The 15,209-nt window shown below is 60.3% G+C and carries 11 protein-coding genes and 1 pseudogene; 10 read left to right on the top strand and 2 right to left on the bottom strand.

Annotation, left to right across the window (positions count from 1 at the left end):
• Positions 1-437: 437 nt before the first annotated feature.
• Entirely contained in the window at positions 438-1,796 is a 1,359-nt protein-coding gene (locus EJB06_RS26590; RefSeq protein ID WP_126077057.1) for a FecR family protein, read from the bottom strand.
• A gap of 303 nt (positions 1,797-2,099) precedes the next feature.
• On the opposite strand from EJB06_RS26590, the gene EJB06_RS26585 reads away from it, so the two are divergent.
• The 4 genes from EJB06_RS26585 to EJB06_RS26570 all read left to right on the top strand — a co-directional run bounded on the left by EJB06_RS26585 (position 2,100) and on the right by EJB06_RS26570 (position 6,486).
• On the top strand, positions 2,100-3,920 hold the full coding sequence (locus EJB06_RS26585) for a CHASE2 domain-containing protein (RefSeq protein WP_229427302.1): 1,821 nt from the start codon (positions 2,100-2,102) through the stop codon (positions 3,918-3,920).
• Positions 3,917-5,278 carry a tetratricopeptide repeat protein gene (locus EJB06_RS26580; RefSeq protein ID WP_126077056.1) on the top strand — a complete coding sequence of 454 codons (1,362 nt, stop codon included), beginning with the start codon at positions 3,917-3,919 and terminating at the stop codon, positions 5,276-5,278. The genes EJB06_RS26585 and EJB06_RS26580 overlap by 4 nt, the downstream gene beginning before the upstream one ends.
• Before the next feature lie 89 nt (positions 5,279-5,367).
• The gene (locus tag EJB06_RS26575; protein ID WP_126077055.1) at positions 5,368-5,697 is read left to right on the top strand and encodes a VanZ family protein; all 330 of its coding nucleotides are present in this window, start codon (positions 5,368-5,370) and stop codon (positions 5,695-5,697) included.
• Between the two features lie 12 nt (positions 5,698-5,709).
• On the top strand, positions 5,710-6,486 hold the full coding sequence (locus EJB06_RS26570) for a Crp/Fnr family transcriptional regulator (protein ID WP_229427301.1): 777 nt from the start codon (positions 5,710-5,712) through the stop codon (positions 6,484-6,486).
• Positions 6,487-6,662: 176 nt separating this feature from the next.
• On the opposite strand, the pseudogene EJB06_RS32705 reads toward EJB06_RS26570, so the two are convergent.
• Positions 6,663-6,991: pseudogene (locus EJB06_RS32705) on the bottom strand (IS5/IS1182 family transposase); the annotation flags it as partial.
• Positions 6,992-7,283: 292 nt separating this feature from the next.
• Here EJB06_RS32705 and EJB06_RS26565 point away from each other — a divergent pair.
• The 6 genes from EJB06_RS26565 (at position 7,284) to EJB06_RS26540 (ending at position 15,006) form a co-directional block, all read left to right on the top strand.
• The gene (locus tag EJB06_RS26565; RefSeq protein WP_126077054.1) at positions 7,284-7,508 is read left to right on the top strand and encodes a hypothetical protein; all 225 of its coding nucleotides are present in this window, start codon (positions 7,284-7,286) and stop codon (positions 7,506-7,508) included.
• Positions 7,509-7,652: 144 nt separating this feature from the next.
• Positions 7,653-8,813: a GNAT family N-acetyltransferase gene (locus EJB06_RS26560; protein ID WP_126077053.1), complete on the top strand. Its 1,161-nt coding sequence runs from the start codon at positions 7,653-7,655 to the stop codon at positions 8,811-8,813.
• 10 nt (positions 8,814-8,823) lie between these two features.
• Complete coding sequence (locus EJB06_RS26555) at positions 8,824-10,038, top strand: MFS transporter (protein ID WP_164558048.1); 1,215 nt, start codon at positions 8,824-8,826, stop codon at positions 10,036-10,038.
• On the top strand, positions 10,035-11,195 hold the full coding sequence (locus EJB06_RS26550) for a LuxE/PaaK family acyltransferase (RefSeq protein WP_126077051.1): 1,161 nt from the start codon (positions 10,035-10,037) through the stop codon (positions 11,193-11,195). Before EJB06_RS26555 ends, EJB06_RS26550 begins: the two co-directional genes overlap by 4 nt.
• 2 nt (positions 11,196-11,197) lie before the next feature.
• Entirely contained in the window at positions 11,198-13,729 is a 2,532-nt protein-coding gene (locus EJB06_RS26545; protein WP_126077050.1) for an acyl-CoA reductase, read from the top strand.
• On the top strand, positions 13,729-15,006 hold the full coding sequence (locus tag EJB06_RS26540; RefSeq protein WP_126077049.1) for a phenylacetate--CoA ligase family protein: 1,278 nt from the start codon (positions 13,729-13,731) through the stop codon (positions 15,004-15,006). The genes EJB06_RS26545 and EJB06_RS26540 overlap by 1 nt, the downstream gene beginning before the upstream one ends.
• Positions 15,007-15,209: the final 203 nt, after the last annotated feature.

The following is a 15,209-nucleotide window of genomic DNA, read 5'->3' as shown; positions in this document are numbered from 1 at the left end:
TTTTTACTGAAATTTCGTGAATTTAATTTGATATTGAACATCTTTCTGCCTATTTCTTTAGCACTTGCCGCCGAATCGGGCAATCTTTGTACAATCGCTCCCCCCTGCCCGCACGGTGGCGGGCGCCATGCCGCGCCGCCTGCCGGACACCGGATTAAATACCCGGCTTTATCAAAAATCGCGTCGGCGCTGATAATCCGGACATCCCATCAATACACTCGCCCGCAGGCGCATCGCACTGGCATTGCACTTGCATAACAGGGGCCGCACCCCTGCCCGGCAGGGCGCGCGGCGGGTCGCGGCAGGCGTCGCGCCGCTTATCGCAACGCCATAAAAAAAGGCCGCCATCAAGGCAGCCTTTTCTCGCATGTCGCCGGCCAGATAATCAGGCCGATATATATCGCGGCGCCGTCAGCATTAGCCGGCGCCGCCCGCCATTAACGCGGCTGGCGTGTCCAGCGCGTATAACCTTCGGCATTCCAGTCTTGTCCGGTGTCCTTGGTCTTGAAAATAAACTGCGCGCCGTCGGCTTTTTCGCCCGTGAGGTAACCCTGCACGATGGTGTTCGAGGCCGAGCCGTTAACCAGATCGCCCTTGGAATGCACATCGCCCGTGGCGCGCACCCGCATTTCGCCTTCCGGACTGTATACAAGCATGCTGGTTTCAAAGCTGCGAGCGCCGAAATTGACATTCAGGCTGGCGTCGTTGATCTTGGCCGCCAGCGCGTCGCCGCCCTTGCGCTGCAGACTGGCCTCGCCTTCGGCCAGCGCAAACGAGGCTTTGCCTTCCGTCGGCAAGACCATATTGCTGTCGAGGCGGCGCTTGATCGCATACGAGCCGATCACCGTGCCGTCGTCGTAGTCGGGATTGGCCAGCCTGGCGATCACTGCCGGGTCGGGCGGCGTATTGGCAATGCGCAGCCAGCGGCCCCAGATCACCTCCGGGCCTTTCGGCACAACCGGCGGCGTCACCACCACCGGCGGCACCGGCGGCAGCACCGGCGCGACCGGCGGCTTGTTAAGCTGGTTGACGCTGTCTTTCTTGGCGTCCAGATTGACGGCCGTGCCGGGCAAGGCAGGTACGGTCGTGGTCGCCGCAGGCGCACGCCCGCTCGGCTCGTCGCTGCGCGGCGGCACCACCTGGTTCGGGCTGGCGCCAGGATTGTTCAGCAATTTGGGCTCGTGCTGGCCCTTGTCGACCTGCAGCAGCATGCCCGGCTGGCCGGCGAACAGCTCGCGGCTGCTGCGCCCCTCGCACGGACCGGAGCCTTCCGGACCGCAGGCGCCGGCAAAGCCGCTCACCACCACGCCGCCGGAGACCACCGCGATGCGCGTGGTCTGCTGGTCGGTCGAGACGATGAAGTCGGTGCCGCGCACGCCGATCGCCGCCACCGGCGTATTGAAACGGAAGTTCTGGCGCGACAGCTTGACGCCCTGGCCCGAAATGCTGCGCGCAACACCGCTGAGCAGTTCGAGCTTGACCCGCGTATTGCCCGGATTGGCCGCGTCGACCTTGTAGGCGATCACGCGCGCCTTGCTGTTGGGACGCAGGATGAGGAAGCCGCCGTCGACGGTCTTCATATACACATAGCCCTGCGCGCCCGTGCTCAGCTCGTCGCCTTCCTGGACCGGCGCGTCGAGCACGCCCGCCTTGCTGGCCACCTGGACCTCGCCGGTGACGAACACGATGCGCCCCGCTTCGGCGGCGCCGGCCTGCCCGGCCGCGGCGCAGGACAGCGCCAGCGCAACGGACGCAACAGACAGATAGCGGAATGTGGCAATGGATTGATTAAACATAAATTCTCCCTTAGTACGGATTATGCGCCCGCAAAACCCCTCAAAATGTGTTGCACGTCACATTATTGCATTCTGATACAAATCTGAGACGCTTGCGCAACATCTCTTGCCCGGTCCTTGCCAGTATGATTACCGTGCGCCCTCTGAGCGCACGAAAACCTTGTGCGGGAAGTAATGTTGCAAAAACAGTTGCTTTGGTAGTATTGCTGTCTGTCTGGCGTTATACTTGCGTTATTTCAGGTCGCGCGGCCGCGCCGGGAGCACCATCGCCCGTCGGCCGGCACGACAAACCCATTGGCCCACTTGCGCTCCTTTTCCCCCTCTTCCCTGCTGCACCTGTCGATTCCCCTGGCGGCGCTGATGCTGGCCGTCTGGGCGCAATGGCCGCGCGGGCCGTCTGTGCTGGACGCGGCCGACGAATGGCTGCGCGACCGCTTCGTGGTGGCGCAGGCGGTCGACACGCCCGAGCCGCGCATCCTGGTGGTCGATATCGACGAAACCAGCCTGGCGGCGCATCCCTGGCCATGGTCGCGCGAGCGCCTGGCCGAACTGGTGGAAACCCTGATCGGCGACGGTGCGCGCGCGGTCGCGCTCGACATCCTGCAAGGCGAGCCGGGCGACCCGGCCGGCGACCTGCGGCTGGCCGTGCTGGCCGGGCAGGGCCCGCTGGTGCTGGCCCAGCTGTTCGATTACGAACAGCGCCCGCAGGCGCTGCGTTTCGGGCGCCCGGCCGGCGGCATCCCGTCCGCAGCGGCGGGCGGGGCCGTGCCGGCCTACGGCTTCATTGCCAACCACGCCGGGCTGGCGCTGGCCCCGCACGTGGGCAATATCGGGGTGCGCCCCGATCCCGACGGCGTGCTGCGCCGCGTCCCCATGTATACCTGGTTCGAACAGCGCCGCTTTCCGACCCTGTCGCGCGCGCTGCTCGACTGCTGCGGCACGCCCGCCGCAGCACCGGCGCCCGGCCCGCAGGACGGCTACCAGCGCGTCCCCTTCAGCCGTTCGCTCGACGCCTACACCGTGGCCAAGGCCGGCGAGATCCTCGACGGCCGGGTCGACCCGGCCATGGTGGCAGGGCGCCTGGTGCTGATCGGCTCCTCGTCGCTGAGCATCGGCGACCGCGTCGCCACCCCGCTCGGGCGTTCCAGCCCGGGACTGCTGGTACACGCCTCGATGCTCACCACCCTGCTCGACCGCCAGGCCGGGCTGGCCCCGGCGCCCTGGCCCGGACGCCTGATGGCGGTGCTGTTCGCCAGCGCCGTCGCGGCCCTGGCCGGCTACACCTTCGCGCGCCTGTCGGCCGCCGTCAATGTGCTGATGCTGGCGCTCGCTTCGCTGACCTGGGCCCTGCTGGCCTACGGCCTGTCCGCGCACGATCCCGATTTTTCGGTGAGCGGCCCGCTGCTGTCGATCGCCTTCCTGCTGGCGGTGGGCGTGCCCTTCCACTGGCAGCTGGCCCAGTCCGGTTCGCGGCGCCTGCTCGACACCATGCGCCGCTACGTGGCCGGCGAAGTGGTCGACGAACTGCTGCGCAGCGGCCTGAAAGACCCGCTCGCGCCGCGCCAGCTGCAGGTCACCACCCTGATCGCCGACATGCAGGGCTACACCTCGCAGGTCGAAGCGCTGCCGGTCGAGGAAGCGGCCAGGCTGACCACCGACTTCCTCGATTGCCTGACCCGTCCGGTGCTGGAAAACAAGGGCACGCTCGACAAATACACCGGCGACGGCCTGGTCGCCTTCTGGGGCGCGCCGATTCCCAACGAACAGCACGCCGACCTGGCGCTGGACGCGGCGGCCCGCATCCTGCGCGAAGTCGCCATCCTGAGCGCGGCCCGGGTGCGCGCCGGCGGCCAGCCGCTGCGCGTACGCATCGGCATCGAAAGCGGGTTGGCCATGGTGGGCGACTACGGCACCGCCTTCCGCAGCATTTATACGGCGGTCGGCGACAGCGTCAACACCGCCTCGCGCCTGGAACAGGCGGCGCGCGACTTCCCGCACGATGTGATCATCGGCCAGGGCACGGTCGGCTACGCCACGCGCCACCGCTTCCTCAGCCTGGGCCGCCACGCGCTGCGCGGCAAGGAAGTGCCGATCGAGCTGTACACGCTGGAGGAGCTGGCATGAGGCGCCCGTTCCTGACGCCGCTGCTGGCCATGCTGCTGGCGCTGGGCGCGCTCGCCCCGGCGCGCGCCCAGCTGGGCGAGGCGCCGGAAAACGCGGCGCCGCCAGCGGCCGACACGGCGGCGCCCGACACGCCGGCGCCGGTAACAGCTGCGGCCGAATCGCCCGCACCCGAGGCCCCGGCCCCGCTCAGCGACGAGCAGGCGGCCCAGGAAGAAAAACTGTACCTCGACGCCCTGCGTTCGCTGTCCGAAGGACGTCCCGACGAAGCCACCACCAAGCTCAGCCGGCTGCTGGAAAAGAACGCCCTGCACGCCGGCGCCTGGCTCGACCTGGCGATCAGCCATTGCGAACTGGGCAACAAGGCCGAGGCCGAGCGCCTGTTCGACCAGATCGAACAGCGTTTCCATCCGTCCGAGTCGATCCTGCAACTGATCGCCCACTACCGCAATTCGGGCTGCAAGGGGCAGCGCAGCCATCCGCGCTCGATGTCCTTCAAGCTCGGCGCCGGTTACGACACCAACGTCAACCAGGGTTCGAGCAGCCGCTTCGTCATGCTCGGCAGCACCAACAACCTGCAGCAGGTGGAACTGGGAACCGACTCGCGCCCGCGCGCCGACCATTTCAAGGTCCTGTCGGGCGACTTCAACCAGCCGATCGGCAGCCGCGGCATGCTCCTGATCGCCCAGTTGCGCGCCCTGCGCCATACCGACGTGACCAGCCAGGACAGCGATTCGGCCCTGCTCGCCCTGGAACGGCCGTGGAGCGGCGCCGGCTGGACCGGGCGCGCCACCGCCGCCTACGGCCTGGTCCGCCTCGGCGGCGAGCTGTACCAGCGCCAGGCCCAGGTGCTGCTGCGCGCCGTGCCGCCGCTCGACCTGGGCGAATCGCTCGGCTGGTCGCTCAGCGCCGGCTTTAGCAGCGCCATCTATCCGACCCGGCGCTATTACGATGCGCGCACGCTCGACCTGGGCACCAGCCTGGCCATGCGCGGCAAGCAGCGCACCGTGGTGCTCTCGGCCGGCCTGCTGGCCGACGCCGGCAAGACGGCCCGTCCCGGCGGCGACCGCCACGGCTGGTACGGCGGCGCCAACCTGGTCGCGCTGCTGGGCGAGAAAGCCATCGCCGAAGCCGGCCTGTCGCGCCAGTCCTGGCGCGGTTCGCGCATCTACTCGCAAGACTTCATCGAGACCCGGCGCGACCAGGACACCACCCAGCTGCGCGCCAGCCTGCTGTTCCCGGTCGGCACCCACAGCGCCCTGCAGCTGGAAGTGCGGCGCACCTTCAATCGCGAGAACATTCCCCTGTTCCAGTACGACAGCCGCTGGCTCCAGTTCAGCTGGCGCACCGACAACTGGTAAGATACCGCTCCGGCACGCCTGCTGGCGCTGGCACGGGACACCCCGCGGGAGGTCCCGGCGCCGGCGGATCGACTGTTGATGTGGATAAGATGACTTGGGAATTGATTGTGTTTTTACTGGCCACGGTGGGCATCGTGGCGGGCTGCCTGGTGCCCAACGAATGGCTGCCCCCATTGCCGAACGACAAGCTGCTGCATTTCCTGGCGTTCGGCCTGCTCGCCCTGTTGCTGGCACGTATGGTCCCGGGGGGCTGGATCCTGCAGCTATGCCTGCTGGGCTTGCTGGGCGCCGCCCTCCTCATCGAAATCCTGCAGAATTTAGTGCCAGGCAGGAAGTTTTGCTGGCGCGACATGGCGGCCAATGCCGCCGGCATCGCCACGGTGGCGCTGTGCGCGCCGCTGGCGCATGCCTATCTATGACGGAAACCGTGCATGAGTACAGATAACTTCATCGTCACCGCCACCAAGAACGGGGTTCCGCTCGGTCCCGAGGATGCCTCGGTGATGCCGGTGCCCAAGGATTCGCAGAACAAGGTCAGCGTCCAGATCCACCTGCGCAAGATTCCCCTGCTGGCCCAGCTGAGCGAGGATGAAATGCGCCAGGTCATGACCGACCTGCGCATCCGCACCTACGCCAAGCGCGACGTGGTGCTGCAAAAGGGCGCCAGCGGCGACAGCCTGCTGTTCCTGCTGTCGGGCCAGCTGCAAGTGATCGACGTCACCGAAGACGGACGCGCGATCGGCCTGCGCATGCTCGCGCCCGGCGACTTCTTCGGCGAGATTGCGGTGATCAACGGCTCGACCCGCTCGGCCTCGGTGGTGGCCCTCAGTCCGGTGATGGTGGCGCTGCTGCCGCGCAACACCGCGCTGCACCTGTTTTCGCACTCGCCGTCGGTGGCCAAGCACATGCTGCGCTTCCTGGCCGAAAAAGTGCAGCGCGATTCGCAGTTCCGCGCGCTGCTGAGCATTCACAACACCGCCAAGCGCATCTACACCTTCCTCGAACTGATGAAGGAAAAGAAGGAAGGCGATGTGGAAGTGGTGGAAAACCTGCCGACCCACCAGGATATCGCCAACATGATCAACACCAGCCGCGAAACGGTGACCCGCACCCTGCTCGCGCTGGTACAGCAAGGCATCATCGAAAAGGGCACGCACCGGCTCATCATCCTCAATCCGGCGGAGCTGCACAAGCTGGCGCAGAATTAAATACACCGCTGTCTGCCGTTGGAAGAATGCGATAACGGAAGCACATACATGCCGACACGACGAGCTTATGGTTCGCGGCAACGCCGGAGACGCGGGTCAAAGACTTGATTCCGATGCTGCGCGGCCGGGCGAATTACTTCAGTCAGGGGCCGGTGGGAAGATCTACCGGCATATCGATGCACAGAGGCCGAGCACAGCAAAGCGGCGACCGGTACGCCGCAGTCGGCGCTGCCGATATGCAGCTTGTAGCCGTTCCAGCTCATTTTGTAGCCTTGCGCGTTGCACTTTGTGCCGCAGGCACAGGCAGTGGGCAATTCCGCCAGCATGCCGGCAGCGACTGGCTGCGCTGGCGCCGGATCGGGGAGGCTGACGCCGGCACTGCGCGCTTGCCTTGACGCTTGCACGCGCTTTTCTCGCCGGGCGCAACAGCGGCTTCGGCCGCTCCTGGCGCGACAGGCCGCTCGCGTGCCGCGATCGCAGTACCGTCCCGGCTGATATGCCCGATCCAGAATATGCACCACGCGCGCCAATGTCGGCGTCACGATGCCAATTTCGCTACGCAACGCGGGCGTAACATCATCTTGAATCGCGTTCCGGCGTTGCATGATCAGATCGCGCCGGGAGCATCCATGGCGTGGGGCGTTTTGGTGCCCCCCCTCCCTTTTGCTTGCCATCCCAAGCTACTCCCCTGCTAAGCAAGTTTTGCAAGAGCCTCCATTGCCACGACGGCGACGACGCCAGCAGGAGCCTTGTCAGGTGAACGCTTTGCCTCCAAAGCATGCCGCCCAAGGCGCTGCATGTCGGTCATAAAAGCGTCACATTATGTCGGGAGCGCCGAGTTTATCGACTGGCAAGGTATCACATGGTTTGCCAGAGCGACGAGACGCGTCGCTCTGGCTGTTTTAAGAAAAACCGGATCCGTGGCAAATAAAATGCTTATTGCATTTTTTGCGTTACAAATTGATGACAATTTTCCGCTTAATTTATTGTCCACCTTGAGTAATTATTCGGCCCCGGCCTGATATTTTCTTCGTCGTCACCAAGCCGTCATATTTCCCTGCTTGACTTTCAATGTTGCCTTATATAGAATTCGGCGCCATGATTAACTTGCACACCAATAAAGCGGCGCTATTCCAATAAGATAATACACGGTCAAAAAAAATATTATGGAAAAAAATATTACCTTAAGAAAAGCCATTCCACGAGATGCCGCTCAGATCGTCGACCTCTACCAGAGCGTCTACCAAGGTGATTACAGTGATCCAATGATGTCGGAGACGGCGCGACTGCGCGCTGCGCTCGGGCGGGATGACTATTACTGGATTGTGGCGTCCATCGATGACCGAATTGTCGGGTCCGTTGTCTATCAGCACACGCTGACCGGGTTTGCCAAAGTCTTTGGCGCAGTCATTGAAAATGACTGTCGCGGACAGAATTTGACGGAACGCATGATGGAATTCGGCTATGCGCAATTGCGCGCCATCGCACATGTCGAAGTCGTCTACGCCACAACCAGAACGGTTTCTTCGGCACCGCAAAAATTAACGGCGAATCTGGGCTACCGAAAACTGGGAATTTTCCCAAATGTTCACAAGACGAGTGGGTATGAAACGCATTGCCTTACTGCATTATTTACGAAAAGCGCGTTCGATTCGCGCTTTACCGATTTTGCCCTGCATCCACGCCTGCGTCCCCTTTTTGACATAGTCCGGCGCGAATGCGGCTTGCCCGCGATTCCCGACGATTGGATTCCCCATACCAGCGCCGAAAATTTTTCGCGCGCACGCTCCGCGCTGGAACTCGAATTGATCCATGCACCGCGCCTGACCAAGCGCCGTTTTGACGAGGGCAAGAACGCGCTGGTGGCGCAGGACCACCATACTTTTTTCCCGTTTCAAGAACCCAATCTGCTGATCAGCTCGGCCGATCAGGACGTGGAGGTTTTCTGTTATTTTTCAGAGACGGACAAACATTGCGTGTTGATCGGCATTCACGATCTGTGCAATGCAGGATTCGCCGATATCGTGGAAAAGGCATCGGTAATCTTGCAGGACCTGGGTGTGCGCTATATCGAATTCATTATTCGCGCCGATGAGTCGGCGAAAATAGAAATCGCCATGCAAGCCGGTTTCATTCCCTGCGCCTATTTCCCCGCCATGCATTTGATTGGCGCGCAGCGCTATGATTTCGTCATATTCAGCCGATCTTATGAAATACTGAATTTCAGAAATATCCGCCTGGAAGGCATTAATCGCGAATATTTGAACCAGTATCTGCAATTCTGGAAAAAAAATTCGCTGGAGCCGGAACCGGCGTGCGCAGCGTGACAGGATGATCATGAAATTTTCAATAGCAGTATTCAAGGACCAGAATTCATCCCGGCTTTTCGTCGGGCAATTCATTTCACAAATCTGCGACAAGATGATGACCCTCGGCCTGGTCTGGGTTATTTCTCAGGAGCAATCCATACAAATGATACCGTGGTTCCTGGCGGTAGGCGCGCTTCCCCATCTGTTGCTGGCCAGCAGTGGGGGCAAGCTGGTGCAAAGAATCGGCGTCCTGAGGACGCTGATACACACCGACGTATTAAGGGGCATCATCTTCTTGCTGGTCGGACTGTTGTGGCTCGCCTATTTCAAGCACCATTCGCTGACCACGCTATTTATCCTGACGTTTGTTTCAAATTTGCTTGGCGCGCTGTTCAATATCGCTGTCTTTACGCTGCCCGGGCTCATGCCTAAAAAGGAATTGGTCCCACAGTTGACCGCCATGGTCGATTCCTGCTTTTCCCTGGGGACGGTAGTTGGGCCAGCGATTTCCGCCCTGCTCTATCCTTGGCTTGGTTTGTCGGGTCTGCTTGTATTGAATGGGCTTAGCTATTTGCTGGCGGCAGGGCTGGAAGGGGGAATCCGCCTCGATCCTGCTAATCCGGAAACGGTCGAATCGGCGCCGGCGAATGCCGACATGGCGCCAGCGATACCCGGGCGGTCGATGTTTGCCGATCCCTTGATACGCTTCATGTTGTCGGCATTTTTCCTGATGAATCTTGCGCTGACACCCTTGATGGCCTTGCTCCCCTTGTTCGTCCAGACCCGGTTCGCCGGCAATCTTGCCATGCTGGCCGCCTTCGAGGTGTCGATCGGCATGGGAATGGTGGCGGGAAGTTTGTTGCTTTCGGTCGCGGAATTTCCGCTCAATAGGGGCAAGCGGGCGATCGCCGGCTTGAGCGCCGTGTCCCTGCTCTACCTTTTCTTCGGCTTGAACCACAATCCCGTATTGGCTTGCCTGGCACTGGCTGGCCTGGGGCTGGCACTGGCCGTCGTCAATGTGTCGCTATTGACGCTGTTTCAATCGCGGCCGGCGCCGGCCGATGTCCCCGTGGTCATGAGCTGGGTCAATACGATCAGTATTGGCGCCTTGCCGATATCGATGCTGATTGTGGGAAGCTTGATTGAAAAAATCGATTTGACAAAAATGACGATATGTCTCGCGCTCGGGTTGTTGACGATATCACTGGCCACCGCATTTTATCGGGAATTTAGGGAAATATGAATATCAAGACTATGCACGCGGTCCAGGGCGTTTGCGAACAACGCCATCCCTTCGCTTCCTCCGCCGCGCAGGAATCGCTGTTTGTCGATGCCATGAAGGAAAATATCAACTGGCACCGAGAGCAATCGCCATTTTATCGTAAATTGCTGGAAATGAAACAATTCGATGCCGCCACGCTGACCTCGATCGATGACCTGGCGAGCATCCCCTTCGTTCCTGCGACGTTTTTCAAGTCGCACGAACTTCTTTCGGTTGCGCGCGATGACATCAAGCTGCACCTGACTTCTTCCGGAACCACCGGTCAAAAGTCGCAAGTCTCGTTCGATGCCTGGTCATTGAGCGCCGGGCAAAAGATGATCGACGCGGTCTTCGAGCACTTTGGCTGGAACACGCCGGATGTCAAGACCAACTATCTGCTGTATTCGTATGAAACCGCACCGGATTCGCAACTGGGAACGGCCCACACCGACAATTTCCTGTGCAAGTATGCACCCGTTGCATCGGCATTTTATGCTTTGCGCAGGACCGGCGCGCCAACAACGGCGGCGGGCGGCGCGTCGCACGAGTTCGATGTCTTTGGTTGCATCGAAAAGCTGCAGCACTACGCCGCAGAAGGTCTTCCGGTACGCATTTTCGGTTTCCCGGCATTTCTGTTTTTTACACTGAAGCGGATGCGCGAGCTGGGCTTGCCGCCGCTCAAACTCTCCGCCGATTCGCTGGTATTCCTCGGCGGTGGATGGAAAGGCAATGCCGACCAGGCGATCGCCAAACACGATCTGTACGCCCGCATTCACGAGCAGCTTGGCATTCCCGACCTGCGTATCCGCGACAGCTTCGGCTCGGTCGAGCATGCCGTCCCGTACGCGGAGTGCGCACACCACCAATTTCATGTTCCCGTCTGGTCGCAGGTGATCATCCGCGATGTGCGTACCCTGAAACCAAGGAAATTCGGTGAAGCGGGCTTTCTGCAATTTCTCACGCCCTACATCACCTCAGTGCCTGCCCAGAGTGTCTTGATGGGCGACATGGCGACACTGTATCCCGGCGAATCCTGTGCTTGCGGAAATGAGCGGCCGTATTTCGTCATTCACGGACGGGCTGGAACAAGTAAAAACAAAAGCTGCGCCATTGCGGCGGCTGAACTGTTGAGGCGGTAATCATGGAAGATATGAACAAGCAACACCTCTGGCAAGGCGAGTGGATCGGCGATCAAGAACTGGCCAGCAGGATCGGCGATATACAATCCTTGGTGGCCCGGCAAATGGCGTGCGAACTCGATATCGAGACGGTGCTGGCGGCCGGGGATTTACTCGGGAAAAATATCAGGGAAAAATCGGCTATTTTTACCGAATTGAAGAACTGCTTGTCTGGCACCGGTCAATTTACGTCGGACGAAATCGATCTGGCCTTGCTTGAAATAGCGGATGTCTTGCGCCGTGCGAATCTGGAAAAGAAGCTCATCCGTGAACTCGGTTCCAGCAATCCCTTGCTCGCTTGCCGCACCCAATTCGACGATGCGATCTTCGAAGCCTGGGCGCCGTTGGGTTTCCTGGTCCACATTTCACCGCAAAATGCCTTCACGGTCGGGCCGATGAGCGTGCTCGAAGGATTGCTTTCTGGAAATTTTAACTTTCTCAAGACGAGTCCGCAAGAGAGCTCCTTCCCCCAGATCTTGTTACATGCCTTGGGCAAGTGCGATCCGAGCGCCCAGCTTGAGAAATTCATTATCGTGGCGACAATCTCGTCGAAGCGAAAAGATCTGCTGGAGCCGGTATTTGCCGGGGCCGACGGCATTGCCGCCTGGGGCGGTGAAGAGTCGATTCAATCGATACGCGCCATGGCCCCTGCCAGCGTGCGCATGGTCGAGTGGGGACACAAGATATCGTTGGCATTTCTTTCCATGGAAGCTGCCCAGGATCCCCATACGCTGAAACAACTCGCCATGGAATGCTGCCTGATGGAACAGCAAGCGTGTTCTAGTCCGCAATGTGTCTATCTCGACACGTCGGACTGGAATGAATTGCAGCGGTTTGGCGAGCGGCTTGCCGATGCCTTGACGCTGGTGGCGCACGAACTGCCGCGCCAGTTGCCCGATACCGCCAGTGCCGGCGAAATTGCTTTGGTCAGCGAGTGTCACAGGCTCGAATCGTGTCTCGGCAATGCTCGCCTCATCGAAGCACCAGATGGCGGGTGGCGCATTTACATCGACGAGCATGCGGCGCTGGCGGCATCGCCGCTGTACCGCAGCATCTGGGTCAAGCCCTTGCCGCGCACCGACATCATCCGGGTCTTGCGGCCCATGCGCAACTATCTGCAAACAGTGGCGATCTGTTGCAAACTCTCGGAAATTCATCCGCTGTCGCGCTCTTTCTTGCGTGCGGGTGCGATCCGTATCCGGCGTATTGGCGAAATGACGGGAGGATACCCCGGCGAGCCGCATGACGGTGTCTATGCGTTGCAACGCTATTGCCGCAGAGTGAGCTTGCAGTTGGCCCATGAAGCGCAGGGGATTTCCAATTTCGATGAGTTGAGAAAATTCCCTCCGCTGCAGTGGGACCCCGTTCCGGCCGTTACCGCCAAGGAGCAGTTCCAGTCGGTGCCGGCCGATCCTGCCCAAGCCCATCTTTTCTTCAAGTCGGGCGGTAGCACGGGCGAACCAAAACTGTCGACGTTCAGCTACCAGCAATACCATGAACATATCCGGCTCGGTGCCGAGGGTTTGTACGCGGCGGGCTTCGATCCGCTCGGCGACCGGGCGATGAATCTGTTCTTTGGCGGGGGACTCTACGGTGGCTTCATCAGCTTTTTTTCGGCGCTCGAACAGCTGGGCGCCATCCAGTTCCCCATGGCGGCCCATGGCGATACCCGCATGGTCGCCCAGGAAATCGTCAAGAACAAGGTGAATGTCTTGCTCGGCATGCCATCGTATATTCTGCAACTGTTTGAAAAGGAAGCTGACATTCTCTCCGCCTATCGGGGAGTCAAGAAGATCTATTATGGCGGAGAACATTTCAGTCCCGCCCAGCGAAATTATCTGCGCGAGTCCTTCCAGGTCGATGCGATACGCTCGGCCGCCTATGGCAGCGTCGATATCGGTCCGATCGGGTTCCAGTGCGAACATAGCGATGGCGGCGTCCACCATCTTCAGCAACAGCTTCAATACCTCGAAATTTTGAAAATGGATGAAGATCGAGCGGTGCAAGGCGAGGAAGTCGGCCGGTTGGTTTTCACGCCGCGCATGTTGTCGGTCAATAAGCCATTGCGCTACGAAATCGGCGATGTCGGCCACTGGATCGCCGATCCGGATGGCATTTGCGCCTGCGGCAGGGCCGCGCCGCGCTTTCGATTGCTGGGACGGACGGGGGATATTTGTCGGATCGGTTCCACTTTCCTCAATTATCAGGAATTCATCCGCATCCTGGCGACGCACTTCGCCTATGCGGGCGAAGCGCAGCTGATCCTGGCGCAAGCCGGGATCAAGGACAAGGTCATCTTGTTGATTTCCGATTCGGAGCGCTTGCCGGCGCTGCGTTGCCGAGAGATTTTCCTGGAAAACTACCTGGATTTGCAGGAAGCCGTGCTGACCGATGAAACGCTGCTGTTTGAAGTACAAGCGGTGGGAATCGATGAATTCCACAGGACTGCGGGAAGCGGAAAATTGATTCGTGTGCTGGATCGGAGAGCGCGTTGATGAGCATGGAAATTAGCCGGGAAATACTTCCCTCACTGATCGCGTTTGCCCGAGAAAATTCGCCATTTTATGGCGATCTTTACCGCGCATTGCCGGAAACGGTACACGCGATCGAACAGTTGCCCGTGTTGAGCCAGCAAGCGTTTTGGGAAGCCAACCGTCTGGAGGGTGGGCAATTGCTGACGGGGGAAATGCACGATGGCATCGTCTTGAAAAGTGGCGGAACCACCGGCAACCCCAAGTTCTCGGTGTTCAGCCGGACTGAGTGGAATGTGTTTGTCACAGCCTTTTCCCGCGGACTGGCGCTGGGAGGTCTGCAGGATGGCGACCGGGTCGCCAATCTGTTTTATGTCGGCGAGTTGTATGGATCGTTCTTGTTTACCCACAAGGCGCTCGAAGAGTGCCCCAAGCGGGTCATGCAACTCCCGATTGCGGGCGCCACGACACCCGACGATGTCTATCGCTTTATCAAGGAATTCAAGGCCACGGTCCTGGCTGGCGTGCCGACCACAATGATGAGTCTGGTAGATCACATTGACAAGGTGGGAGGCGATCCAGCCGCGTCGACGGTCAGATTGATCCTGTTTGCCGGCGAAGCCATGTATCCCGATCAGCGCGCCAGGTTGGAAGCATGCTTTCCAGGCGTCGAGATCCGCTCCATCGGTTATGCGAGCACGGATGCCGGATTGCTGGGATTCGCCGATCTTTCATGCGGCCCCAATGAATTTCGCTGCTACGATGATGATGCGCTGTTCGAAATTATCGATGAAGAAACGGGCTCGCCCATCGTCGCGCCGGGCATCGAAGGGCTGGCCGTGGTCACGGCCCTGCGCCGCCATTTGATGCCGATCCTGCGCTATCCGGTCGGTGACAGGGCCAGGTGGGTCGATGCCCATGGTACGGCGCATCGCAAGTTTCTGTTACGGGGGCGTTCCGATGAATCGGCCAGGATCGGACCGGTCACGCTGTATCCGGAAGATGTAAGGTCGGTACTGGCGTCGTTTCCGGCTTGCCAGGGCGCCTGCGATTTTCAATTGCTGACCATCCATCGTGACGGAAAGGATGGGTTGATACTGCGGATCGGCAATCGCAATGCCGATCCGGCGCTCAGCGCGCAGATCATCGCCGCGATCTACGAGCATCGCCCCATGTATGCTCAATTGCTGGCGCAAGGCAAGATCCTGCCCATCGACATAGAATGGGTGGATGCGACGGCGCTGGAAATCAATCCCCGCTCGGGAAAGCTCAAGCGCGTGATCGATCGTCGTTTTGCCTGAGTTCACGCAAAGCTTGGCGCGGCAACAGCGTATGCTGTGGTCCTCGGATTCATGGATGGAGCAGCGACGAATGGCGACGAGGTGGATAATGTATGCCACCTCGCAGATTAATAATTCAGCAAAATTGCATGAGTAGATTAAAATTTCTCAGAAAGAAATTTGAGTGCCAGTTTTTAAATGATGCCTGTTTACGACAAATGGTG

It is taken from the genome of Massilia atriviolacea (genome assembly GCF_003953935.1).
Taxonomy (GTDB): Bacteria; Pseudomonadota; Gammaproteobacteria; order Burkholderiales; family Burkholderiaceae_D; genus Telluria_A; species Telluria_A atriviolacea.
This window is presented reverse-complemented; position numbering and strand designations above follow the sequence as displayed.

Coding starts and splice junctions, on each gene's coding strand:
- EJB06_RS26590 (WP_126077057.1), bottom strand. CDS start 1,796: ATGTTTAATCAATCCATTGCCACATTCCGCTATCTGTCTGTTGCGTCC.
- EJB06_RS26580 (WP_126077056.1), top strand. CDS start 3,917: ATGAGGCGCCCGTTCCTGACGCCGCTGCTGGCCATGCTGCTGGCGCTG.
- EJB06_RS26575 (WP_126077055.1), top strand. CDS start 5,368: ATGACTTGGGAATTGATTGTGTTTTTACTGGCCACGGTGGGCATCGTG.
- EJB06_RS26570 (WP_229427301.1), top strand. CDS start 5,710: ATGAGTACAGATAACTTCATCGTCACCGCCACCAAGAACGGGGTTCCG.
- EJB06_RS26565 (WP_126077054.1), top strand. CDS start 7,284: ATGTCGGTCATAAAAGCGTCACATTATGTCGGGAGCGCCGAGTTTATC.
- EJB06_RS26560 (WP_126077053.1), top strand. CDS start 7,653: ATGGAAAAAAATATTACCTTAAGAAAAGCCATTCCACGAGATGCCGCT.
- EJB06_RS26555 (WP_164558048.1), top strand. CDS start 8,824: ATGAAATTTTCAATAGCAGTATTCAAGGACCAGAATTCATCCCGGCTT.
- EJB06_RS26550 (WP_126077051.1), top strand. CDS start 10,035: ATGAATATCAAGACTATGCACGCGGTCCAGGGCGTTTGCGAACAACGC.
- EJB06_RS26545 (WP_126077050.1), top strand. CDS start 11,198: ATGGAAGATATGAACAAGCAACACCTCTGGCAAGGCGAGTGGATCGGC.
- EJB06_RS26540 (WP_126077049.1), top strand. CDS start 13,729: ATGAGCATGGAAATTAGCCGGGAAATACTTCCCTCACTGATCGCGTTT.